Annotated in this window: 16 protein-coding genes; 3 read left to right on the forward strand and 13 right to left on the reverse strand. The window is 67.9% G+C overall.

Annotation, left to right across the window (positions count from 1 at the left end; translation table 11 throughout):
• Nucleotides 1-7 precede the first annotated feature (7 nt).
• From HFP89_RS03105 to HFP89_RS03130, 6 genes are all read right to left on the reverse strand, one after another.
• Nucleotides 8-1,021, reverse strand: a complete 1,014-nt coding sequence (locus HFP89_RS03105; RefSeq protein WP_168716184.1) for a TauD/TfdA family dioxygenase — start codon at nucleotides 1,019-1,021, stop codon at nucleotides 8-10.
• Between the two features lie 129 nt (nucleotides 1,022-1,150).
• The gene (locus HFP89_RS03110) at nucleotides 1,151-2,488 is read right to left on the reverse strand and encodes an FAD-binding oxidoreductase (RefSeq protein WP_168716185.1); all 1,338 of its coding nucleotides are present in this window, start codon (nucleotides 2,486-2,488) and stop codon (nucleotides 1,151-1,153) included.
• A complete protein-coding gene (gene cfa / locus HFP89_RS03115) occupies nucleotides 2,485-3,615 on the reverse strand; it encodes a cyclopropane fatty acyl phospholipid synthase (RefSeq protein ID WP_168716186.1) in 1,131 nt (376 codons plus the stop codon). Before cfa ends, HFP89_RS03110 begins: the two co-directional genes overlap by 4 nt.
• Nucleotides 3,616-4,147: 532 nt before the next feature.
• Nucleotides 4,148-4,564 (reverse strand): IPTL-CTERM sorting domain-containing protein, encoded by a 417-nt coding sequence (locus HFP89_RS03120; RefSeq protein WP_168716187.1) that lies wholly within the window; start codon nucleotides 4,562-4,564, stop codon nucleotides 4,148-4,150.
• Entirely contained in the window at nucleotides 4,516-4,899 is a 384-nt protein-coding gene (locus HFP89_RS03125) for a hypothetical protein (RefSeq protein ID WP_168716188.1), read from the reverse strand. The genes HFP89_RS03120 and HFP89_RS03125 overlap by 49 nt, the downstream gene beginning before the upstream one ends.
• A gap of 155 nt (nucleotides 4,900-5,054) precedes the next feature.
• Nucleotides 5,055-7,850: a TonB-dependent receptor gene (locus HFP89_RS03130; protein ID WP_168716189.1), complete on the reverse strand. Its 2,796-nt coding sequence runs from the start codon at nucleotides 7,848-7,850 to the stop codon at nucleotides 5,055-5,057.
• 268 nt (nucleotides 7,851-8,118) lie between these two features.
• On the opposite strand from HFP89_RS03130, the gene HFP89_RS03135 reads away from it, so the two are divergent.
• Both HFP89_RS03135 and HFP89_RS03140 read left to right on the forward strand, forming a co-directional pair.
• Entirely contained in the window at nucleotides 8,119-9,429 is a 1,311-nt protein-coding gene (locus HFP89_RS03135; RefSeq protein ID WP_168716214.1) for an alkaline phosphatase PhoX, read from the forward strand.
• A gap of 4 nt (nucleotides 9,430-9,433) precedes the next feature.
• A complete protein-coding gene (locus HFP89_RS03140; RefSeq protein ID WP_168716190.1) occupies nucleotides 9,434-11,725 on the forward strand; it encodes a hypothetical protein in 2,292 nt (763 codons plus the stop codon).
• Between the two features lie 64 nt (nucleotides 11,726-11,789).
• Here HFP89_RS03140 and HFP89_RS03145 read toward each other — a convergent pair whose 3' ends face one another.
• From HFP89_RS03145 to HFP89_RS03170, 6 genes are all read right to left on the reverse strand, one after another.
• Nucleotides 11,790-17,798 carry a choice-of-anchor D domain-containing protein gene (locus HFP89_RS03145; RefSeq protein WP_168716191.1) on the reverse strand — a complete coding sequence of 2,003 codons (6,009 nt, stop codon included), beginning with the start codon at nucleotides 17,796-17,798 and terminating at the stop codon, nucleotides 11,790-11,792.
• A 202-nt stretch (nucleotides 17,799-18,000) separates the two neighbouring features.
• Nucleotides 18,001-18,672, reverse strand: a complete 672-nt coding sequence (locus HFP89_RS03150) for a hypothetical protein (RefSeq protein WP_168716192.1) — start codon at nucleotides 18,670-18,672, stop codon at nucleotides 18,001-18,003.
• On the reverse strand, nucleotides 18,673-19,188 hold the full coding sequence (locus HFP89_RS03155; protein WP_168716193.1) for a hypothetical protein: 516 nt from the start codon (nucleotides 19,186-19,188) through the stop codon (nucleotides 18,673-18,675).
• Between the two features lie 458 nt (nucleotides 19,189-19,646).
• Nucleotides 19,647-20,228 (reverse strand): hypothetical protein, encoded by a 582-nt coding sequence (locus tag HFP89_RS03160; protein ID WP_168716194.1) that lies wholly within the window; start codon nucleotides 20,226-20,228, stop codon nucleotides 19,647-19,649.
• A gap of 137 nt (nucleotides 20,229-20,365) precedes the next feature.
• The gene (locus HFP89_RS03165) at nucleotides 20,366-20,713 is read right to left on the reverse strand and encodes a DUF6122 family protein (protein ID WP_346775179.1); all 348 of its coding nucleotides are present in this window, start codon (nucleotides 20,711-20,713) and stop codon (nucleotides 20,366-20,368) included.
• 53 nt (nucleotides 20,714-20,766) lie between these two features.
• Nucleotides 20,767-21,726 (reverse strand): SDR family NAD(P)-dependent oxidoreductase, encoded by a 960-nt coding sequence (locus HFP89_RS03170; protein WP_168716195.1) that lies wholly within the window; start codon nucleotides 21,724-21,726, stop codon nucleotides 20,767-20,769.
• 160 nt (nucleotides 21,727-21,886) lie between these two features.
• On the opposite strand from HFP89_RS03170, the gene HFP89_RS03175 reads away from it, so the two are divergent.
• Nucleotides 21,887-22,042: a hypothetical protein gene (locus HFP89_RS03175; protein ID WP_168716196.1), complete on the forward strand. Its 156-nt coding sequence runs from the start codon at nucleotides 21,887-21,889 to the stop codon at nucleotides 22,040-22,042.
• Nucleotides 22,043-22,650: 608 nt separating this feature from the next.
• Here the strand turns inward: HFP89_RS03175 and HFP89_RS03180 are convergent.
• The gene (locus HFP89_RS03180; RefSeq protein ID WP_168716197.1) at nucleotides 22,651-24,468 is read right to left on the reverse strand and encodes a tetratricopeptide repeat protein; all 1,818 of its coding nucleotides are present in this window, start codon (nucleotides 24,466-24,468) and stop codon (nucleotides 22,651-22,653) included.
• Between the last annotated feature and the right edge of the window lie 350 nt (nucleotides 24,469-24,818).

Below are 24,818 nucleotides of genomic sequence, written 5' to 3' on the forward strand. Positions count from 1 at the left end.
GATCGGGTCAGTTCTGCATCGGAATCGACTCGTCCCACCGGAAGCCCACGCCGCCGGCCTGCCAGACGCCGGAACCGAAGGGGCTGGGTCGGGAAATGTCGATGAACTGCGGCAGGCCGAAGCCGGGCGCCAGGTCGGCGACGCCGCGCACGGTGCTGCGGTGCATGATCCGCAGCCCCTGCTCCTCGACCGGCCGGTGGGCGTCCGGCGACGCGCGGTGGGCCACGGCGAGGTTGTCGATGAAGACGCAGTCGTTGGCCTCGTATTCGTAGGCGATCGCGTAGCCGTCGTCCAGCCCGGCGTCCAGCAGGTCGCGGTACTCGAGGCACAGGGCTTGCAGCTCGTCGGCGTCGAGCAGCCGGAAGCCGTCGTCCTCGGGTCGATGCTCGATGACGGCCCCGGTCATGCCGAGATGCAGCCACAGACAGCGGCGCTTCGAGATCGGGTGGACGTGCACGGCCGGATGGACCACGCCGGAGGCGGAGTTGACCGACGACAGGCGGCACCAGAATTCCTGCCGCTCCGGCGGCAGCGCATCGAAGGCCGCGCCCTGGTGGGCAAAGTACGTGCCGCCGCCCTTTTCCGCCGGCCGGACGATGTGGTAGCCGGAGTGGGAGAAGGTGGCGGGAAGGAAGCTGCCGTCGTTGTGCCACTGCGGGCCCACGCCCGGAATGCCTCGTTGCGGATCGTTCGACAGCCGGAACAGGTGCGGATTGCCGCCCGGCGTGGCCGGGTGGACCCCGTGCGTGCTGTGCAGCTCGCGCCCGCCCCACCAGCAGCTGGCGCGCAGGAAGGTGTCTGCGGGCAGCGGCTGCTCGCGCTTGAAGACCAGGAAGCCGCGTGCGGCCATTTCCTGCTCGAGCGCGGCAACGACCTCGACCGGCGGCGAATCGGCCGAAAGGTCGATCCCGCGGACGGCCGCGCCGATCGGATCGAGCGCTTCGATCCTGGCGCCGGCGCGCTCGACCCGGGCTGCGCGTTCGGGGTCGATCGGCGCGACGGCTGCGGACAAGGGGCTCATGGTCGACCCTCGGATGCACGCACGCCCCCGCTCGGAACCCTGCCGGGTTTTACTCGTTCTTTCATCGGCTTGAGCGTAACGCAGGCAGGGCACGCGGACCGTTCACACCCCGCGCAGGCCGATCCCCGGCTACCCCTGCCGGACCGCCTTCTCGTACAGGCCGGGAAACCGGCCCTCGGGATCGCACTCGGCCTTCAGCCGGCGATAGGCCTGCCGATCGAAGATCGACCAGAAGGTCGCCTCGTCGTAGGTGCTGCGCGAATACAGGCTCTTCTTGCCGCCGTGCTTCGCGACCAGCGCTTCGACCCGGGCGTTGTAGTGCCCGTCGGGCCGGGTCGAGCGCACCATGTCCCAGAAGCCGAAGTTGATGTACGCGGTGTCCGGGTCGAGCCGGAACAGCGACGTCGAATCGTTCGGCACGACGAACGGGCACAGCCAGACCGGGCGGATGCCGATCTCGGCCTCGAAGTCGGCCAGGAAGGCCGCGGCGTTGGCGACCGGGATGTCGACGTCCTGGATCACCGACTCGGTGCGCGGCCGGACGTGCTGCAGCAGCGACAGCGGAAAGCGGCGGCTGGCCCGCATGATCTTCTGGTAGGTCACGCTGTTCAGTCGCTTGCGCCCGAGCAGCAGGCGGACCGGCTTGAGCTGTGCGCCGACGTTCCTGCTGCACCAGAACCAGTCGGTGTCCCAGCGCCAGAGGAAGTCGTGGACGGTCAGCAGGTCCTCGTCGCGCTCGCGCAGGCTCTTCCAGTAGATCTTCATCCAGGTGTAGTCGCTGGGCGAGGTGCGGCTCGGCAGGTGTTCGAGGTAATGCGCACGACTGAGCACGAAGTCGCCGGGGCCGAAGCAGACACCCTCGAGGTAGTCGCAGGTCGGCCGGGCGCACTCGGCGGCCATCGCCTCGAAGATCGGCTCGGCGCTCGAATACCGGCGGTACTCGAGTCGCACCCAGGGCTGCACCGGGACCAGGTCCAGCGTCACCCGGGTCGCGTACCCGAGGCTGCCGTAGGAGTTCGGAAACCCGTGGAACAACGCCGCTCGCTGCTCGCGCGAGCAGGTCAGCACGCGGCCGTCGGCGACCAGCACATCGAGCTCGCGGACCGTGTCGTGGACCAGGCCGTAGCGGAATCCGCTGGACTCGATGGCCACGCCGCTGACCGCACCGCCGACGGTGATGCTCCTGAGTTCCGGCACGATCGCCGGGGCCAGGCCGAGCGGCAGCGTTGCATCGACCAGGTCGGCATAGGGAACCATGCCCTCGACCTCCGCGGACCGGTTCTCCGCGTCGATCGCCAGCACGTGGTCGAGGCCGGCGACGTCGAGCTCGGTCCGGTCGCCGTCCTCGCGCGGGCGGAACAGGTTGCTGGTGCGCTTGCGCAGCCGGACCGGGCCGGACGACGCCGCCAGCGCGGCGGCCAGCCCGGCCACCCGTCGATCGTGCGCGGTCCGCGCGTCGTCGCTCACCGGACCGGCACGTAGCGCGCGATGTCGCCGTGGCTGAACACCATCTGCCAGAGCTGCAGCCCCCGGGCCCGGAACGCCCCGGCGCAGCTGTAGAGGTAGTACCGCCACATCCGATCGAAGCGTTCGTCCAGGTCTTCGGCGTCCTTCAGCGCCGGCCACGCCGCCGTGTAGTTCGCCGCCCAGGCCATCAGCGTGCGGTCGTAGTCGGGGCCGAAGTTGTGCCAGTCCTCCAGCACCAGCCGGCCTTCCTTGGCCGCGGTCAACTGCGCTTCCGAGGGAATCACGCCGCCGGGGAAGATGTACGTCCGGATCCAGCGGTCGGCCGAGCTGCGGCTGGTATTGCCGCCGATGGTGTGGACCAGCGCCAGGCCCTCGGACGCCAGGCAGGCGCGAACCAACTCGAAGAAGCCGCGGTAGTTCTTCGGCCCGACGTGCTCCATCAGCCCGACGCTGACGACCCGGTCGTAGGTCGCTCCGTCCTCGGCGGCGTCACGGTAGTCCTGCTGCCGGATCTCCACCGGCAGGCCCGAGCAGAGATTGCGTCCGTACTCGACCTGGCGTCGGCTGATGTTGTAGCTCACCACCTCGCAGCCGCGATCGGCGGCCAGGAAGCGCGCCAGCTCGCCGAATCCACCGCCCAGTTCGAGCACCCGCATGCCGGGCTCGAGGTGCAGCTTGTCGGCGACCAGCGCCAGCTTGGCCCGCTGCGCATCGTCGAGGGAGGACTTCGCACCGTCGATCCCGTAGTAGGCGCAGGTGTACTGCATGGTCGGGCCGAGCATCGCCTCGTAGAGACGGTTCGACAGGTCGTAGTGCTGCTCGGCGACGCGCCGGGAGCGCCGCCGATTCTGCGGATTGGCGAACCGGGCGAGCACGAACTGTGCCCAGAGCGACGGGGTGCGAAGCGCGCGATCGGCGCGGATGCGCAACAGACGGTCGAAGAACTCGTCGAGCCGCTCGACCTCCCACCATCCGTCCATGTAGGCCTCGCCGGCGCCCAGCGAGCCGTCGGCCATCACCCGGCCGAACAACCGCTCGTCGTGGAGCCGCAGGTCCCACGGGCGATCGCCGCCGATCCGGATGTCGGCGTCGCCCAGCAACGCTTCGATGGTCCGTCGAGCGGACACGGCAATCCTCAAGCTCCCGATGTCGCGGGCCCGACGGTGCCCCGTCACCGCCGCAGGCCCTTGGCTACAGACCCTAAACGCAGCCCTCGCCGGCCGTCAAGACAGCCCCGTTGGGCCGGCCGGGCGGTCCGGGCGGATTCGAACAGCCACCACAGCGACCCGAACGGCGACCCGACACCCATTCGTCACCAGCAGCGAGGGTGTCCGGAACCGGAGAAACAACGGGAGAAACCGCAGCGAGAAACCGGACACCCACTCCAGCGCCTGGTTCGCCTGGGTGACCGGTTTGCTCGGTTTGCTTGTTCGAAGGCACCAACGCCACGCCCGGCCATTTCCTGCTCCAGCGCCGCGACGACCTCTGCCGCCGGCGCGGCGGTGGCCAGCTCAGCGCCCGGGACCGAAGCCCCGGTCGGATCGAGCGCCTGGTAGGCCACGCGGAACGTTCGCGGCAGGCACACCGGCGCCCATCAGGTGACCGCGATCGATCCGCAGGTCGGAATGGCGCACGCTCCAGGACGCGAGGGGCGTGTCGCTACCCTGCCGCGCGGGTCGCGCGCCGACGGACCACAACGGCCGCAACCAGCCCCAGCCCCAACACCAGCAGGACGAGGGAAACGGGCGACAGCGTCGGCACCGGCACGGACCGCATGCCCTGGCTGACCACCAGATCGTCCGCACTCATCAGTCCGCCGATGAAAAACACGACTTCATAGCTGCCCGGAGCGAAGTCGATCGTCGTGGTGTAGGACTGCTGCGCCCAGGTCAGCGCGTCGGGATCGAAACCGTCACGAAACTCCGACCAGGCGAGAAAATTGCCGTCGAGGTCGTTGAACTGGACCGCTGTCTGATAGACATTCGTGCCCGGCCGCGGATCCGTGAGTTCGTTGTTCGCCCACCAGCTCACTTCGAGCGGACCGGACCCGGTCGTGGTGATGATCTGGCTGAGCAAGATATTGCCCCCCCGCCGACGATGATTTCGCCGTCGATCGCCGCGTTTCCGGGCACCGTTGGATGGCTTTCGTGGACCAGGTAGGTGTTCCCCCCGAGCAGGTCGACCCAGTCATCGGGCACACCGGACGAAAAGCCGCTCGTCGGGGGCGGCGGGCTGGTCCGGTTCTCGAACGAACCGTTGACGACGAGATTGGCGGATGCCTGGGCGACGGCATGGCCGGCCAGCATGAGGATGAACAGCGCCAGCCCTGATCGGGCGACGAGGGATGATGCGTGGTGAAGCATTGGAGAGCCCCTTGCGTCGAAAATCCCATTGTGGTTCTTGAACTGCATCGCAAATCTAACCGAACCGTCGAGATCGGAAACCCGTCGGCCGGTCCGGTCGCCCGATTCGACGTCGATCCGGGCGACCGATCGGGGCCGGGCCTGCCAGACGCCCCGCTGCGCCGGCGGCGCAGCGGGGCGGTCGATTTCCCGTTCCGGCGCGATCAGAACCGCAGGCGCAGGCCGAACTCCCAGGTCCGGCCGAATTCGTCGAACTGCCGGGCGAAGCGCTCGTCGCCATAGAACGCGTAGTACGGCTCGTCGGTGATGTTCTGGACGCTCAGCAGGGCCGCGATGTTTTCGGTGATCTGGTACTCGGAGGTGAAGTCCAGTCGGGTTTCTTCCCGCACGATCTCGTCCTGGCTCGGATCTTCGGGATCGTTGATCGAGTCGAGATACTCGCCGCGATGGTTCAGGGCCAGGCGCATCGACAGGCCGGCCTTGTCGTAGCCCAGCGCGACATTGGCAATGTGGTCGGACTGGAACGGCAACCGGATCGAGGAATCGCGGCCGGGCAGGTCGGCCTCGGAGTCGACGTAGGTGTAGTTGGCGATCAGCAGCAGGCCGTCCCACGGCCCGGGCAGGAAACTGAACTCCTGCACGTAGCTCAACTCGATCCCGAACAGCTCGGCGTCGCCGCCGTTGATGACCGACTCGACTTCGTCGAAGTCCGCGAAGATGCCCTCGCCCGCCACGTCCGTTCGCACGAAGAAGTCGGTGATGTCCTTGTAGAACACGCCGATCGACGCCGCGCCGAGGACTTCGCCGGCGTAGTAGCTGAGCTCGAGGTCGAAGTTGTTCGAATAGAACGGGTCGAGGTCCGGGTTGCCGACTTCGGCGACCCGCTCGCCGCCCTCGATCTCGACGACCTGGCGGGCGCCGGCGTCTTCGAAGCCGGGGCGGGTCATCGTACGGGTGAACGAGCCGCGCAGCTGCAGGTTGTCGGAGAGGTTGAAGCGCGCCTGCAGGTTCGGGAACAAGTCGGTGTAGTCGTTCTCGCCGGAGAACGGTTCGATGACCGGATCACCATCATTGAAGTCCTCGTCGACCACCGCACGGAAGCCGTCCTGCTCGATATCGGTGGTCTCGACGCGCAGGCCGCCGAGCAGGTCCAGCCGGCCCAGGGTCGCTTCGGCCATGACGTAGGCGGCGTAGATGTCTTCTTCCAGGCTGTAGTCCTCGCCCTCGCTGTCGAGCAGGAAGTCGGCCGGGTCGATACCGAAGTTCGATCCGTTGGCGGCGAAGAACTCGCGCAGGCGGCGGGTGTCGATCCACGGCCCGAACCGACCCAGCGAGTAATCGCGCTGGCCGGTGCCGGCCAGGTCGGCCAGCGTGTAGTCGGCGTCGAAGTCGACGAAGTTGCTGTTGTTGGCGTCGTTGGACTTTTCCCGGAAGCGCGCCTTGGCGCCGAACTGGATGCGCCCCGGGTTGTTGCCCCAGAACAGGTCGCGACCGAGATCGAGCCGCAGCGAGATCTCGTCTTCTTCGACCCGGTCGCTTTCCAGCTCCACCAGGTCCAGCTCGTAGGCGCTCGGGTCGTCGAGCGCGGCCAGGTCGGTGCCGAACAGGTTCGGGGCCCGGCGGCCTTCGCTGCCGGTGAAGTCGTAGCCGATGTCCAGGCCTTCGGCGATCAGCGCCGTGCCCAGCGAGAACGGTTCCGAGGTGCTGGCTTCGGCGTAGCCGGCCTGGTACTCCAGCTCCCAGGCATCGAAGATGTTGCTGCCGCCCGCGCTGATCGCCAGGATCTCGCGGGTGGCGGTGGTTTCCTTGCCGCGTCGCTCGACCTCACCGTCGCTGAACAAGCCCCCGTTCTCGGTAATCTCGATCGGCGTGGCGTCTTCGAAGATGTACTCGTGCTCCAGTTCGATTTCGTTGTCGGCGAACTCGCTGTAGAGCGTGCGCAGGTAGTACTCGGAAAACGCCGTCGGGCGGTAGTCGAAGTTCAGCACCGCACCGGTGCGCTCCCGACTCAGGCGATAGTCGCGCTGCTCGGCGGCCTCGGGCACGCGCAGGATCTGTCCCGACGGCGCCTCGAACTCCGGCCAGTCACCGGCCTCGACGTTGTCGACCTCGAAGCGGCGATCGAAATAGGTCAACGAGCCCGACACGGCCAGGTTGTCGACGCCGTCGCCGACGCTGAACAGACGGGTGCCGGTCACGCCGAGACGCGGGCCGACTTCATCGGCCTTGCCGTTGTAGCTGCCTTCGACATTGAAGCGGATGGAGTTGCCGAGATCGAAGGCGCTGAGCGTACTGATTTCGATGTTGCCGCCCACGGCGTCGGCATCCTGGTCGGGCGTCAGGGATTTCGAGACCTCGACGCTTTCGACCAGGTCGGCCGACAGCACGTCGAGGTTGACCGCCCGGCTGTCGTCTTCCGGGCCGGGAATCCGCAGGCCGTTGATCGTGGTGGTATTGAAGTTGGCATTGGCGCCGCGGATGGTGATGAAGCGCCCTTCGCCCTGGTCGCGCTGCAGCGACAATCCCGACACGCGCTGCAGCGCTTCGGCCACGTTGTTGTCCGGAAACTGGCCGATCGCATCGGCGGTGATCACGTTGATGTTGTTGACGGCCGAACGCTCGCGCGACAGCGACGCGCTCTGGATTGCCCGCTGCCCGATGACCATGACCGGGTCGAGCTCGACGGCCAGCAGCACCGCGACATCGGTGGTTTCTCCCGCCTCGACGGCGACCCGCATCGTCTCGGCCGCGGCGCCGACGTATTCGACGCGGAGTTCATAGTCGCCCGCCGGGAGCAACGAGAACCGGAATCGGCCATCGCGGTTGGTCGAGGTCCGCCGGTCGGTGCCGACGATCTCGACCGTGGCACCCTCGAAGCGGACGCTTTGGTCGGAATTGACCACCGTTCCGGTGAGTGTGCCGGTAGCCGGTTGTGCCTGTACGGCCAGAGGAATCAGGAGCGCTGCCGTCAGGGCAACAAGTACACGGATCGAATGCATGGGTCTGCCTGCAGGAGTCGGGATCGGCTCCACGCTAGGGCGCGCGTGTTTCCTGTCGGTGACCTGACCGTGACGGAAACATTGCAGCGGCCATTCCTGCAGTTCGTCATCCGGGTGTCATCCCTTCATCGCACCCTGATCGTGCAATGATTGCCTGCACCGCCCGATCGCTCTTCGCCGCCCATCGACGTCTGCCGACTCGCGCATCGATGGCGCAGGATCACGGGGATCGAGCCGCCGACACCCTTCATCACCGCATCGAACCGTCATGAAACGATTCCGTACCGCGCTCCCCGCCGATCCGCACCGCCGCCGCCTGCTTCGCGACGGCCTGTTCGCCGCCGGCGTGCTCGCCGTCGGCCCCGGCCTGTGGGGCACCACGACGCAGGGCTCGCCGCGAGCCGCGGTTCCACTGGGCATGAGACCTCGGGTCAGCAACATTCCGAACCTGGCCGGAACACTTCACGAAGTGCCGGTCGCGAACGATCCGCAGACCCGGATGCTGGTTCCGCGCGGGTTCACGGTGCGCCAGGTCGCGCGCACCGGCGAACGACCGGTACCGACCTCGGACTATGTCTGGCACGCCGACCCGGACGGCGGCGCGACCTTCGCGATGGACGACGGCGGTTGGGTGTACGTGTCCAACGCCGAGGTCAGCGGCTGGCGCCAGGGCGGCGTGGGCGCGCTTCGGTTCGACGCCGACGGTGAGGTGGTCGACGCCTACCCCATCTGCACCGGCACCACCAACAACTGCGCCGGCGGGCCGACGCCCTGGGGCACCTGGCTGACCTGCGAAGAGATCGACGAGGGGCTGGTCTACGAATGCGATCCGAGCGGCCAGCAGCTGGCCGTGCCCGCGCCGGCGCTCGGCGTGTTCAAGCACGAGGCCGCGGCGGTCGACCCGGTCCACCGCCACATCTACCTCACCGAAGACGTTCCCGACGGAAATTTCTACCGCTTCGTGCCCGATCGCTATCCGGCCGGCGGGCGCGCGGACCTTCGCTCCGGCCGACTGGAAGTGGCGGTGGTGACCGGCGACGATCCGCAGGCCACCCGTCCGGTCGAGTGGCGCGAAGTTCCGAACCCCACGCCCCGGCTGCATGCCGGCAACGGCATGGGCGTCGATGTGCCGACGCGCCACCAGGTGCCCGAGGCCGAGGCCTTCGACGGCGGCGAGGGCTGCTGGTGGCATGACGGCATGGTCTACTTCACGACCAAGGGCGACAACCGCGTATGGGCGCTGGACACCCGGCGCAACACGCTCGACCTGGTCTACGACAAGCACAGCGACCGGGCCTTCAACCCGGGCATCGACGATGTCGACAACCTGACCGTCTCGGCCGGCGGCGACATTCTGGTGGCCGAGGACGGCAGCGAGATGCGGCTGGTCGTGGTCGGCCCGGATGTCCGGCCGTTCGAGCTGGTCAACGTGATCGGCCAGCGGGAGTCCGAGATCTGCGGACCGGCCTTCAGCCCCGACGGCGAACGGCTCTACTTCAGCTCGCAGAACGGCTGGGCGGGCGACCACAGCGACGGCCGCATCTACGAGCTCCGCGGCCCGTTCTTCATCGAGGCCTGACTCCATGCCGGCGTTCGCTTCACAGCGCAGGACCCCGCGGCGTGCCGGTGTCGCGCTGACCGGACTGATCGCGCTTTCGCTGTCGGGCTGCGCCGAGCAGCAAGCGGATCCGCCGCCTGCCGAAGCCCCGGCGGCCGTCGACAGCGACCGGCAGACCGCCTTTCGCGTCCGCGCGGACGCAACGGCCGGGCTGAACAAGGATGGCGGCTGGGCCGCAGGCCTCGATCAGGTGGCCGAAGTGACCGTCGACCGTCCGTTCCGGCTGCGGTTCGAGGTCGCGGCCGGCGACGATGCCGGGACGCGCCGGTACCGCCTGGAATCGCGCCGCAACGGCGGACCATGGCAGGCGGTGACGGCCGAGGATTTCCCCTATCCGTACAAGTTCGAGGAACTGACCGCAGACCCGGCCCGGGAATCCTTGCGCATCGAGCGCGGTTCGGCCGAGGCGATTTCGATCACGACCGATGAGGCGGCCGCGTACTGGCGCATCGACGCCGGCCCCGAGGGGGTTCTGGCCTGGGCGCAGTACGACATCCACTGGACGCCGACCGAGATCGCCGCTGAATTCCGACTTCCCGACGCCGAAATGGCCGGCGCTGCGGTGGTCTTCGATCGCGACGTCGAAGGTGGCTCCACGCGCGTCGAACTGCTGACGCCCGACCGACTGCGCGTGGTGCGGCGCCAGGCCGGCGAGGACATCGTGCTGACCGAGCGCGCTGCGGTACTGGATCCGGGGTCCTGGCAGGAGCTCAAGCTCCTCATCGACGGCCGCGATCTGGTCGTCGAACTCGATGACGCAGAGGTGCTGCAGCACGCGCTGGAGCGGCCGACGAGGCCGCGTCTCGGCGTGTACGTGCCGGCCGGGCGGGCTGCCGAGCTCGGACCGCTGACGCTGGAAACCGACGCCGCATCGCCGCGCACCAGCATCCTTCGCGCCGACGGGTTTCGCCACGGTGACTCGACGAACGATCTGCTGCCCGGCTCCGGCCAGCCGTTCACCGGCGGCGCCGGGATCAGCTTCGCCGAGCGCACGCCGGCCTGGGACGCCGATGGCGGACACGGCGAGTGGTCGTTCCCGCTGGTGATCCGGCGCTTTGCCGACGAAGCCGCGCTGAACGAGCATGGAGATCGGTTCGACTACCGGCTGGTCGACGAACAGGGCGAGCCGGTTCCGGCCGAGGTCACCGCTTCGGTGCGCGTGCGGGTACCGGACGGCCATCTGGGGGGCACCTTCGTGGAAACCCCGATGCGGCTCGGCCCCTGGCAGGCCGGCAACGGCGAGCTGTATTTCGTGCTGGAACCCTCGGAAACCTGGAACCGGATGATGGTCGTGAAATCGAGCGACCACGGCCGAAGCTGGCGCGAGGTCGACGGCCCGAACCGGCCGCAGACCGGCGACCTGGAAGGCTTCGCCTCGGTCCGGGTGGGCAGCCGGATCCACATGCTGCACCAGACCTCCGAGGCGGTCCTCTACCACGCGTTCGACACCGCCGATCACCCCGAGCAGCCGGATCGCTGGGCCGTCCGCGACGAACGGGTCGACGCCCCGCCGGAACCGCCGACCCAGGTGGCCGATCTCGCCGTGCGGCCCGACGGGCGGATTCTCGCCGTCTACGGCGCTGGCGAGGAACTCCGCGTGGCCGTCCGCCGGCCCGACGGGGCGTGGTCCGAACCGCACACGATCGCTGAACCGTCCGGCGCGACTCTCTCCGGGCCCAGTCTGCTTCTCGGCGCCAACGGCATCGCCCACCTGGCCTACACCGCCAGCGACGGCAGCGCCCGGTATCGCCGGATCGGGGCCGACGACGCGATCGGCAAGCCGGTCCGGTTCGCCGCCGACCTGGCCACCGGCGAGCAGGACGTCGGTGCGATCCTGCCGCTCGTTGCTCTGCCCGAGCCGGAGGCACTCAGCCTGATCTGGCGCAGCGCCGACGGCCGGCTGCGCGAACGTCGCGTCGATGCCGGTGGCCGGTGGAGCGATCCGGTGAACGTGTCCGACCGGATCGTCGTCCAGAGCGCGGTCGACTCCGACCAGGTCGGCGCGGATGCCGTTGCCGACGGCGATACCGTCCATCTGCTGTTCATCGAAGACGGGACCGGCCGCCTGTTCCACAGTGCCCGCTCGAGCGGCGACTGGACCGAGCCGCGTGTCGTGGTCACCGATGCCGACGTCCAGTGGGTTCGCGGCTCGATCATCGAAGCGGCCGACGGCGAGCGGGTCTACGGCTTCGTCTACGACGCCGGTTCCAACGGCGGTTCGGGCCGGAACCGCTTCGCGACCCTTTCGCTGCGCTGAACCCGCGCGGCGGCCTCGTCGCCTCGATTCAGATCTCGATCCGGCCGCGCGCGGATCCGACCGTTCAGTCCTCGAACCCGTCGGCGAACAGCACGCCGCTGGTGCCGCGCAGGGCCACCGACTTCGTGCCCTCGGGGTCGTTCGACGGCAGCTGCAGCCGGGCGGTCTTGATGCCGGCGATGTCGGGCGCGAAACGCAGGTCGAGCGTACAGCTGCCGGTCGGCGCGATGGCCTGGCCGCTGCAGCTGTCGCCGGTGATCTCGAAATCCGCTGCGGCCGATCCCGAAACCGCGATGGCGCCGATGGTCAGCACGATCTCGCCGGTGTTGGTCACCACGATGGCCTGGGGGCTCGACGTGTTGCCGGGCTCCACGTCGCCGAAGCTCAGCGCGGCAGCCGACAGCGACAGCGCCGGCGGCGCCAGCTCGGGCACGAACTCGAGCGCACCGATGTCGCAGTCGGCAAAGCCGTCGTTGTCGCCGTCGACCGGGCGCCCGGTGCCGATCGCGTCCGTCGGCGGACAGTTCGGCCCGAGCATGGCGTCGATCGCCGGACTGTCCTCGCGCGGCGCGATGAACGGCAGTGCGGCACCGGCGAAGCGGATCGGCTGCAGATCGGCATCACGATCGGCGATCACGAGGTCGGCCGCCGTCGGAGTCGATCCGCAGCCGGTCGGGTCGCCGAACAGGTTGTCGCCACCGGAGATGAGCTGCCCCGGCGCTTCGACGGCACAGTTGATCGGCACGGCCAGCGCGCCCGGTGGACGGTAGTTGCCGGCCAGCACCGAGCCGGTGATCGTGACCTGCGCTCCGTTCCGGACCGTCAGCGCACCGCCGGTGACGCCGCTGGCCGAGCCGGTATCGCCGGAGTTGCCGGTGATCGTGACGTGGTTCAGCGTGTAGTCGGATCCCCCGAGATACAGCCCGCCGCCCTGGTTGCCGGTAATGGTCACGTTCTCGAAGATGCCGGAACTCGAGCCCTGCGCCCAGACCGCCCCGCCGCTGACCGCGCGATTGTTGTCGAACACCGTGTCGCGGATATCGATCCCGTTGTTGGCGATGATCGCGCCGCCGACGAAGCCGTCGGCCACACCGCCGGTGAACCGGGACCGGCGCACGACCAGGTCGCCCGGCCACGCCCTCACGCGGCCGCGCGACACGGTCAGGTTTTCGATGCGCAGGGTCACGTCGACGTCGCCAACGCTCAACGCGGTCCCACCGTCGCTGCCGTCGATGATGCTGTTGGCCGCCCCGGTGCCGACCAGCACCAGGTCGTCCGTGACCTCGATCGAGGTCCCTGCGTCCAGCGTATAGACCCCGGTACCGATCGACACCACCCGCAAGCCGGGCTGGGCGTTGGCTTCCTCGATCGCCGCGCGCAGCGTGCACACGCCGTCCTCGCTCCGGCAGAGGCCGTCGCCGGGATCGGTGTCGGACTTGTCGAGGAAGGCATCGGCGAGCGCGTCGACGTAGAGGTCGGCCGGCGGCACAACGCTGATCACGTGCGAGACCTCGTTGTCGGGATGGACGTCGGTCTCGTTGGCCGAGGCGCGCGCGGTGAACGGCAACAGCGTGCCCGGTACGGCCGAGCCGTCGATCCGGGCGGTGATCTCGACACTGCCGGGGAAGCCCGGATTCAGCGTGCCGACGTCGCAGGTCACCTGCAGACCGTCCAGCACGCAGCCCGCGCCGGAGACCGTGATCGATCCGGGTGCCAGGCCTTCGGGCAGGTCGACGAGCAGTTCGACGCCGGTCGCGGTGGTCGGCGGTCCGGCGGCCGGGGGCTCGTTCAGTGCGCGGAACAGGATGCTGACGAGCTGGTTCGGCAGCGCCCGCTCGGTCGACGGCAGCGCCGACATGACCAGGTCCAGGCCGTCGATCGCGGTGACCGGGAAGCTGCCGCAGCCGGTCAGCGAGTCGGAGGTGGTGGTTTCGCTGCCGTCGTCGCCGGTCACCCGGTCGTCGAGGCAGAGTTCAACGGTGTAGGTGCCCGGCGCCGAGTAGATGTGCTCACCCGTGATGGTGCCGACGCCGCTACCGGACTGGCCGACTTCCGGGCCACCGCCGTCGGTCGCGGTCTCGGATTCGACCGTGCCATCGCCCCAGTCGACGGTCAGCCGGTGCTGCTCATCGGGATCGGGATCGACGAATTCCCCATTCAGTCGGTAGACGAAGCCGACGCCGACCGTGGCTGGATCCGGTACCCGGACCTCGGCCGCGTCGTTGACTTCGGCCACGGTCACCGAGATGGCTTCGGCGCTGGACGCGAACACGCCGTCATCGGCGACGAAAGTGAACTCATCTTCGCCGAAGAAGTCCGGATCCGGGTTATAGGTGGCCTGGTTGCCCGAAATCTGCACGGACCCGTGTCGGGGCAGCGTGGCGACCGAGAAGCTCAGCGTATCGAGCGGATCCGGATCGCTGCCGTCCAGCGTGATCGCCGCCGGCGTATCCTCCTCGAGCACCACGGCAATCCCCGGTGTGGCGAACGGCGGACGGAAGTTGCGCACCACGCCGATCTCGACCGCGGCCGGCGCCGAGCGGATCGGTCGTCCGGTGGCAGGATCGCGCACGCCGTCGCTGACCTTGAACGAGAAACCGTCGATGCAGTCGTCGGGGTTGTCGCAGGCAAAGTCGTTGTCGGACTGGTACTCGAGATCGGCATAGTCCGGCCCGACCTCGATGAACGGCGTCACCAGCGAGATGTGCAGCAGGTTGGTATCCCGGTCCAGCACGTAGAACCGGCTGGAGTTGACCGTCACGTTGTTCGGCGTACCGAAGTCGCCGAGCACGAAACAACTGCCGTCGCAGGTCGAGCGCGCCTCGCCGGCGAAGAATCCGTCGGGCGAGAAACGCTGGATCCGGCTGTTGCCCACGTCGGCAACGTAGATCGTGCCGCGCTTATCGATGTCGAGCGCGGGGGAGCCACGGAGCTGGCCCGGACGGCAGCCCCAGCTCGGCCAACCGTTGATGCTTACCGCGCCGCAGATCGCCTGCTCGCCCGCCTGAAAAGCTTCGTCCACGGCGCAGGTGTCGTCCGTGCACGAGAAACCCAGGCTCCGATGGTTGCCGACGTCGCAGACCGCCTGGTCGCCCGGAGCCAGGTCGATGTCACAGCGGCCCAACCAGCCCTCCAGCATTCCTGGATAGGCCAGTCCGTCGTCGGCGATATAGGACGGGGAATAGCGGTACAAGCGGCTGTAGCGACCGGCGACGACGCGGCCGTCCGGATCGATCTGCAGCGCCGAGGCCGAACTTCCGGAGCCGAGACCGTCGTCGTTCAGGGCGCCGAGGTAGGCAGGGGTGGTCGTGCAGTTGACCGAGCAATCGAACTCCGGCGGCAGCGTGCCGTCCAGCACGTGGATCACCGCGTAATCGCTCATCACGTAGAGCAGGTTGTTGGCATCGATCGCGCCGCTGTCGGCCCAATTGAGGGTCGAGCCGCCACCGGGCTGCTGCAGCGTGACGGGGACCCCGTTCCGGTCGCGCAGGTTGGCAAGGCGATAGCTGACGAGAAGATTCAGATCGAGGTCACGGACCTGCATCAATGACTGGCCGCCGCTGCCGTGCGAGGTCAGGAACAGGCGCTGCTGATTGGGGTCGAGGACCACGTCTTCGAGGTCGTCGCGCGCGTCGACCGCTGCCAGCAGGTCGCCCGCGTTGTCGAAGATCGCGAGCCGCGCGTCCCGCTGGAAGGTGGCCGGCGCTCCGCCGCTGCAGTCGATGTAGCCGCGATCGACCACGTAGGTCCGGCCGTCGTCGAGGCTGTCGAGGTAACGCGGCTGGGACGGGAAATCGAGGTGAAAGTTGCGATCGTCGCCATCACCATTGGTACAGATGGCCAGGACCTCGTCATCGGTCAGGCTCTGCTCGACGCGGAAGTCCTCGACGAAGTACGGATACAGCGGAGCGATGAAGAAGCCATCGGTCGGCGCTTCGTCGATATGGAACCGGAGCGGATCACCGTCCGGGTCGCTGGCCTGCAGCCGGATCGGGGTCGGCTCGAACGAGACGGCCTCGACGCGGTTGGCCCCGGTCTGTGCGATCGGGCTCGGCGCCAGGTTCGAGGCCTTGACGTTGACGATCTGCGTTGCGCTGTCGCTGTTGCCCGAGGCGTCGGTGACGGTCCAGTTCACGAAGCTCAGACCGAAGCCGATCGGCAGCACCGCGTCGTTGACCACGGTCGGGTTCAAATCGACGAAATCGAACACCAGCGGCTGGCCCAGCGCGCTGACCGAACCGGTATCGACTTCGACGATATCGTCCGGCGGCACGATCACCGGCGGCCGGGTATCGACCACCTCGACCCGCATCGTGGTCGTGACTTCATTTCGCTGCAGCGCCAGGTTCGGGCCCGGATCGCGAGCCGTCCACGTAATGTCGAACGCGTTCGACTGCGCCGTCGTGCTGACCGGCCAGAAACTCCGCAAGGCCTCGTCCGGATAGCTGGCCGAGAACGACACGCGCCGGCCGCAGGCATCGGCCAGCGCGTACATCGAGCGCAGCAGCGGCTCGTAACGCAGCCGCGACACGCCGCCGGCCTCGTCGGCCTCGATCGTCACCTCGATGGTCTGGTTCGGCGGCGCACCGACCAGCACGGCGGTGACCCGCGCGTCGGAGAACGGCTGCGGCGTGACCGTCGGCGGGATCTCGTCGTAGACACGGATCAGCTGGAACACGTCGCGATGGTTGTCGATCCGCCAGCCGGAGAAGAACACCGTGTCGTTGGCGATCAGGATCGATTCCCGGATCACGTTGATCAGCAGACCCTTCCACGGCTGCCCCTTGGCGCCCGGCGGTATGCCCGGGATCAGCGGCGCGAACAGGTCCAGCGCCGACATCCGCGCATTGACCCGCCAGCGCAGCAGTCGCTCACCGATCGGGAACGACAGCTCGCGGCCTTCCGCGTACGGACACTCGTACATCGGCCCGGTACCGTCGAGCTGGCTGAACCGCACCGATCCGTCGTCGCGGCAGTCCTCGTAGATCCGGTCAGTGGCTTCGAACGACCCGGTCTCGGCCCAGAAGCCCAGGTCCAGGCTGGGCGAGACCGCGGGGGTCGAGGTGTTGTACAGCAGGGCGACATCGACCTCGGTGTTGTGGTGAAACGCCGTCGGCGAGCCCAGCTCGCCCCAGTTGCTGTTGTAGCCGAGGCTGACCCCGAGCACGTTCTCGTAGGTCGAGGCCATGTGCGGCTGCTCGAACGTGGCCTCGCAGACGCCGGCCGGAACCCGGATGACCCGGTCGGGCGGCGGCTCGATGAACGTCAGGCACCACTTCAGCGCCAGGTTGGTGGCATAGGCCGTGCCCTGGGCCAGCACGCCGGCACCGGGGACCAGCGACGCGCCGAAGGCCGCGTTGTGCGCGATCCCCAGCGGCGTCTGGCAGAGAATCGCGAAGTCGTTTCCGGTGCCGCCCCGAGTGGCCTTGGCCGATGCCGGTTCCGCCCAGGCCGCGTCCAGCGTGAACCCGGACCTGCCCTGGGGTGCATGCGCCAGGCGCAGCTCGACCCGGTCGAAGGGTTCACGGGCGCGCAGTCCGATCACGCCGTCGACCGCGCGCACCCGACCCGAGCGCGTGGCATCGTCCAGCGAGAACAGCGCCGAGCCCAGCGCGTGTTCGCCGCGGTAGGCGGTCATGGAGACGACGGCATCGATCCGCTCGGCGTCGACGCGCAGCACGACCGATGCGCTGGGGCCGGCCATTTCGAGAACGACAGGATCCGAGCCGATCCGGAGCCGACCGTTGCGGGTCGGCAGGGCCTCGACCGAATCGGCCCGGAAGATCGCCTCGCCCTCGGCCGACCGACCGCTCTTCGCGCCCTCGCCCATCAGGTCGACGAAGACGGCCTGGTTCGGCACCTCGACCAGCGGCTCGACGATGGGTTCATGGATGGGCCCAACGATCGGCCCAACGATCGGCCCAACGGTCGGTCCAGCGGTCGGTCCGGGCCGGACCTCGCTGCGGCCGAGCGCCGGACCGGCGAGGACGCCGAGCGCCAGGACCGACAACACAAGGAACCGCAGGAGCGAGCGTCGGTTCACGACGAGGTTCAGGGCGTGGCTCGGGCGCATGGCCGGGCTCCGGGACGATCGATGCCGTCATCGTCGCGGGCAGGCCCTCGCAGCGGAATGGCCGGCGGTTGCAGATTCATGCCCGTTGGTTGCGGATGCCCGAAACCAGTGGTCCAACCGGGACCTGCCGCGCCGGTAGAACGAAAATCGCCCGGCCGGGGCCGGGCGAAGAACGGAGAGATCGTGGCTGGAGATCGACGGCTCAGCGCGGCTCGATGATCACCGAGTTGTGGTTTCGGCCGCGCTTGCTGTTGAAATTGATCACGGTGCTCTTCGGGCCCGCCGGCTGATCGGAAAACTGCAGCACCAGGGCGCCGACGCCGTCGTCGTAGAACAACTGGCCGATCTGCTCGTGCGCTTCTTCCAGCGGCGGCTGCGGGAAGTGGCCCGCCTCGCCGATGAACTGGACCATCACCGGCCGGATTCCGGCTGTGCTTTCGAACGGCGGAATCCGGATGTCGTTCGTCCCGGGATGGTCCGGGTCGGGCTTCATGATGTCCGCCAGCTGCGCTGCAGTCAGTGCGGTTCCGGCAGTCTGGTAGTCGGCATGTCCGAACGGACCGACGTTGCCGTTGGCGTCGGTGGGTCCGATCCAGCCCTGCACCTGGCCGTCCTCGCCGTGCGGAATCCGGATGACCACGTAGGACTCGGCATAGGCGGCGTTCAGCAGATCGATGTTCTGCAGGAACATCGGCAGCAGCGTTTCGTTGAAGGCCGTGTTGTGGTCGTTCGAAATCGAAGCCGCGCTTCCGGAGATCTGGACCTGGTCCGGCCGCTGCCAGGACCCGCTGATGACCCCGACCGCGCCGAGCAGGTCGTCGGCGCCGGTCTCCACTTCACGCTCGGCGAGCATCTGGAAGGCCACGCCGCTCAACTACCCATGACCGATGAAGGTCTTCCCGTCGATCGTCAGGTTTCCGGCGATCACGCCGTCCGACCCCACCAGGACGTCCAACATCGCTTTGCCGTCCAGGCTGGAGAACTGCCACGCCGTCCCCGGTGGACCGCCGGACGGCGGGGTGGTTGCCGGCGGCGATTCGGCCGTGACCGACTGGGTCAGGTTCGCCGTGTGCTGGCCCAGTGTTGCGCTGGAACCGGAAGCAACGCTGACCACCAGGTCGATCCCCGTCATGCTGGGCGCGGTGCCGGCGATATGTCCGGAAACCGCAATGAAATCGGCCGGCCCCGGCTCGCCGGGGGTGCGGCCGGCGAGATGCAGCGCCGAGACCTTCCTGGCGCTGATGTTGCCGCCGTTCTCGGCTTCCCACAGGCCATGGACCGAGTAGGTGATGCCGCCGGTCTCAACCGTTCCCCAGACCTTGCCGGTGCTGCTGTCCTCGGCGAGGTTGACGGTCACGGAACTGGTTTCGTCGGTGAAACTCCAGTGCATATCGGTACTCCCTGTCAGGTGTTCGTTTCGGGGACTGCGCCGGTCGAGCGACCTCTGCACAGTTCGATGTCGATCCACTCGATCACCCTGCGCGCGCCTGCGCGTTCGAGCTTCGAGTCGTTCCAGCACCCGCCGTCAGGTGCGCTTGCTCCCTCGAGCGAGGAGCCCGGGGTAGACAATCCGAACGTGCCGTCACGGCACGGAACCGAGGCCAGGGAATCCGCAGTCGTCCGGCCCGAGCCCCCTTGAGCCGACCGACCTCACGTTTCCGAACGCCAACCGTGAAGTGAGTATAGGCATCGACGACGCCGGAATACAACGAGCGCCGGTCGGTCTCTCGCCCGGACCATCGACTCCGGCCGCCCATGCCGTCCAGCGCCCGGTGGACGAACAGGCCTGTCGGGGCATGCGGAAGGCCGACCGGGACAGGTTCCCTGCAGGGCCTGGCCAGAGGTCCCTCAGGGCAGCGTCGTCAGCGGGATGGTGATGATCGGCAGGCCCAGCGAGTCGGTCCGGATGCGGGCCTGCAGCGGTTCTTCGAGGCGCTCCTCGCCGAGGTAGTAGTACAGCTCGGCGATGCCGTGGAACTGCTCCAGCGTCAGCAGATCGATCTCCGCCGACTCGTCCACGCCCGGCACGAAGCCCAGCGGGAGATAGAACCCGCGACGGTCGCGGTCGGTGCCGAGCGAGGTGTAGAACACGGTGAGTACCCGCTCGGCCGAGGCATCCCCGACCACCCGGGCATCGAAGCGCGTGGCCAGCTCCATCGCCAGCCGCTCGTCGGCGTAGTTCCGAAGCGCCTCGTCGCCGACGAAGTGCGAATCGATCCGGACCCGCTGCCCGGCGAGATCGGCGAAGCCCTCCTCCGGCAAGGCCTGGGCCAGCTCATCGATGGCGTAGCTGACCAGCCGCTGGGCGGTCGAGCCGGCCAGCGAATCCTGGACCTGGCGCGAGCCGCAGGCCGTCAGCAGCGTGAGCATCAGCAGCGACGCGATCGCATGCCGGAACGGTGCACGAGATTCGGAGAAGACGGTAACCATGACTGGAACCCATCGGTTCAAGAGAACCCATCAGGCTAACGAATCTTCGTGAGTGCGGTCCGGGTTTCGCAGCCCGGCCGCAGCGACCCGGCCCGGTTCCGCGGCGCGCGCTCGCGCGCAGATCGCCCTCCGGACCTTCACATCCCGAGACAGTCGATCCCGTCCAGCGCCATGTGGATCAGCAGCCCGAGCCCGACCAGGTGAACGATGCGAGCGTTGGGTCGAAGCGCCCGTCGGTCCGGCTCACGCCCGAACATCAACGGGAGCAGGAACAGGCCCGCATACACGACGATCGCCGGCAGCGTGTGCAGCGGATGAAAGCCGATCGAGCAGCGCTCGGGATCGTAGATCGGGGTGGCCAGCAGGTGATCGCCGTCCACGACCATGGTGGCGACCAGGATCAACCAGGCACTGCGCCAGCGCGGGCGCTGGAACGCCAGCGCCGCCAGCAGCGGAACGACGAAATGGAGCGCGATATGCAGCACCGAAGACCCTTGGCCGGAACCGGACGGCGAATCCGATTCGCGACCCCTCCCGCTCAGCCGTCGCCTTCGGCCATGGCCTGTCGGAGCATCGCGGCCAGCTCGTCGGCGCTGTAGCTGTACGGACCCCATTGATTGAGCTGGACCAGCTGCTCGATCTTGGTCCGGATGGTCATGGCCTGCTCGTCGGCGCTCGGCACCACCATGTAGCGACGCAGCGGTTCATCGTCGAACAGCGCGTGCATGAAGGCCGCCGTGACCTCGTCGGGAAGCTTGTAGGAGAGCTCCCGCGCTTCGGTCCGTTCGTACTCTTCGCGCATTTCCGGCGTGATGACGCCGCCTTCGGCAACAACGCGGGCCTGCCGACGCTGGACGCTGTTGCGGCGGATGCGGGTCTGGTAGTTGCCCGGCTGGATCACGCTGACCGACACTCCGTGCGGCGCCATTTCGCCGGCCAGCGCGTCGGTGAAGGCCTCGATCCAGTGCTTGCTGCCGCTGTAGGCGCTGCCGCCCGGCCATGACAGCGTGCCGGCAATCGAACCGGTGGTCGCGATCCGTCCGTTCGACGCCATCACCAGTGGGGCGAACGCCCGGGTGACCCGGTAGACCCCTTCGACGTTGACGTCGTAGACCAGCGTCTGGACCTCGACCGGCGTGTCGACGACCGGGCCACCGTCGCCGATGCCGGCGTTGTTGACCAGCGCATACAGACCGGTCCCCCGTTCCTCGATCAACGCCACCACCGCGTCGATCTCGTCGGGCTTCGTCACGTCCAGCCGCACCGCGGTGATGTTCTCGATCGCGTTGAGCGCATCGAGATCCTCCTGCTTGCGCGCGCCGGCATAGACGTGGTGGCCGGCCTCGGCCAGCGCTTCGGCCAGGTGGCGACCGATGCCCGTACTGGCCCCCGTGACCAGCACCGACTTCTGCCCGCGGTCGTCGGCCAGGCCTGAAGACGGAAACCAGGGCAGCGCGAGGACGGCCAGGACGACCAGCGGCATGAACAAGCGATTCATCGGAGCGGTTCCTTGTTGGGAGACAACGGTCCGACACTGTACTACCGGACGTTCGCATTGTCGTCGTCAAGCGGAATCATTCCGCGTTCCGGCAGTCCAAGCTGCGCAAGCGTGGGCAATGCCGCTCTCCCCGAGCCGTGTGCGCCGCGCGGAGACGACCATGAGCAAGGGCAGAGACACCCAGAGTCGCGAAGGCAAGAAGAAACCCGCAAGGACACTGAAGGAAAAGCGCGCCGACAAGGCCGCCAAACGAGACGGCACGTCCAGTTCGGACAGCATCCACAAGGCGCTGGGGGACAAACCGAAGTCACACTAGCGTACCCCGCCACTCATTGTGTAACGCATAGCGAGTCGGAGAGCGTTTGGCTGCAAGGCCTGTCGCAGGGAATGGCAGCGTCCTTTCCAGGCGACAGAACGCCGCAGAGGAATGTTCCCCGGCTGGCCCTTCTAAGGAGCGCGCCTGAACCGACATTGCGGCCTTGCGTCCCTAGTGGGCCATTCACTGCGGACCGCGCCTTGCACTGTCGATTCAGGCGCACGCCATACGTCACACAATGAGTGGCGGGGGTTCACTAGAGCGCCACGATTCTCGCGACGAACTGGCCGTCCGGTCGATCGCGGCCGACCACGACGCGGAAGACCGTTCGATCATGGCCGTGATCGCGACCGACGCCCGGATCGGGTCGCGCAACCGCGAGCGCATGGCCAGGCCCTGCACGGCTGGGTATCGCCCGCACCGTCGGCTACATGAGCAACGGCTCCGGCGACTTCGTCGTCGCGTTTTCGGTCGCCGGCCGGATTCGATACGCCGACCCCGAGCCGGTGCGCCAGCGTCCTCGGACGTCCAGCGATCACACCGGCGCGGCGATTCCAGTGCGGACGAAAAGCAGGGACGTTGTTCGGGCACCCGGGCGGTGCCGCCGCTCAATCGCGGATCGGGAAAGCCTCTGGAGGGAACTCGGCTGCATCGACCGCGATCAGATGCCCCGGCCAGTCCGGACGATTCTTGAGCGGCACCAGCAGGTGCCGACCCTCGACCCAGTTCTGAAGAAAAGCGGTCGACATCGGCGTAGCCTTGGCGTGCCACTGCTCGGCAGCCGCGGTGACTTCCCGCACCGCGGCATCATGATCGCCCCGGACGGCGAGCACTTCCGCCAGCTTCAGGCGCGCCGGAACGTCATCGGCGTTTCGCAGGATATCCATCGCTCCAGACGCGTCGCCACCCAGCGCGGACAAGGCCAGGGCCTCGCAATGGGCTCGAATCAGCGGATCCTCGATTACTCCGCTTTCGGCCAGGGCCTCCTCCGGGCGGTTCTGCGCGAGGCGGATCAGCGCCCGGATCTCGCGTATCCGGTCGACTCTCGGGTCCCCGGCCATCATGGGCAGAATCCGCTCGGTTTCGGACCACGCCCGCTCCGGTTGGCCGGCGCGCAGAAGGTACAGGGCGAGATTGCTTCGCCAGACCGTGGCCAGCGGGTCGAGCTGCAGCGCCTCATCCAGCAGGCGGATGGCGTCGTCGAGCCTCTCCCGACGCGCGAGCTTGCCAGCCTCCATTGCCAGCAGCGTCGGGTTCGAGGGGTCGTTTGCGCGCGCCCGATCGAAAAGCTCGACGGCGAGTTCCGGGTGCCCGAGCCGGCGCATGGCCGAAGCGAGGCGCAGCAAAGCTTCGGCGTTCCGGGGATCCAGCGAAATGGCCGTTTCCGCGGTCCGGCGAACGCCCTCCAGACCGGCCCGTAGCGACTCTTCGGACGGGTTTCTGTCGGCCATTGCACCCTCCATGGTCGACAGCCAGCGAGCCGACGCCAGTGCCGCCCATCCATCGACGAAACCGGGTTGGGCCTCCAGCACGCGCTCGAGCATGGAGACGGCCGTTTCGAGATCGCCCGAAAGTCTGCGGTGGATCAAGAGGCGGGCATACAGGTAGTCGACGAAGGCTTCTGCCGATTCCGGCCGTACCGGTGCTTCGCCATCCCGCAGCACTCCGGTCTCGAGGCCGAGCTCCTGCGCGACGGCTTCGGCCAGACTGCGCTCGATAACGGCCAGATCCGAGATCTCGATGTCCCAGCGACGCGACCACAACGCGCTTGCCGATTCGGCCTCGACCAATCGGGCGCTGACGATGATGCGTGGGCCGTCCTGGCGCACGCTCCCTTCGACGAAGTGGGTCACGCCGAGACGGGACGCGATCTGCTCGGCATCCAGCGCCAGCGCACCGACAGCGAACGAACTCGAACGCGCGATGACCTGGATCGGAAGCGTGTAGGCGAGCTTCGAGATCATCGCGTCGGCGACGCCTTCGGCGATGTGCCGCTGGGAGCCGTCAGCGCTCAGGTCGGCGAACGGAAGCACCGCAATCGCGGGTTGTATCGCGTCCACCGCCGGCGCCCCGCGCTGCGAAAGCGGGCCGTGCCACCACAACAGCGCGATGGCGGCCAGAAACGCCGCCATCAGAAGCGGCCGCCACAGGTGGTGGCTTGGGCCCTGTTCGGCCCCGGGCGAGATGCCGATCTCGACGATCGGGACGGCTTCCAACTCCAGCCGGTATCCCCGGCGGGGAAGGGTCTTGATCGCATCCCGGTAGCCCGGTTCGCCCGATGCGCCTTCCAGGTGGCCGCGCAGGCAGTAGACGCAGCGCGAAATCACGTCATCGCCGACGAAGTCCGATTTCCAGACGCGCTCGAGCAGACTGTCGCGCGCCACGACCGAGCCGGCATCCGCAGCCAGTTCGACCATGACGGCCATGACCTTGGGATCGACCTGCTCGGTTCCGGCCGGCCCCTCGATTCGGCCTTCGACGGGGAATACCGAGACGACCCCCACCCGAAAGGGTGTGGTTCCGAAGTCGCCCGGCCCGCCTCTGTGCTGATTCATCTGCCGTCCGTATCGATCGGGAATGCCTGACTGGGGCAAACCAAGCATATGCCAACCCGGAGCCGGGAGCGAGCGGGATCGGAAGACGAATATCAGATCGATATCAAGTGTTGATCAGGCAGGCAGCGGCCCCGGCAATGGACTCTTTTCGAGGGCAGATCACCCGTTTCGCCGCACGGCTTCTACCCGGCGAGTGTTCGAACGTTTCAACACCGACAAAA

This window comes from Wenzhouxiangella sp. XN79A, from assembly GCF_012272825.1.
In the GTDB taxonomy this organism is placed as follows: domain Bacteria; phylum Pseudomonadota; class Gammaproteobacteria; order Xanthomonadales; family Wenzhouxiangellaceae.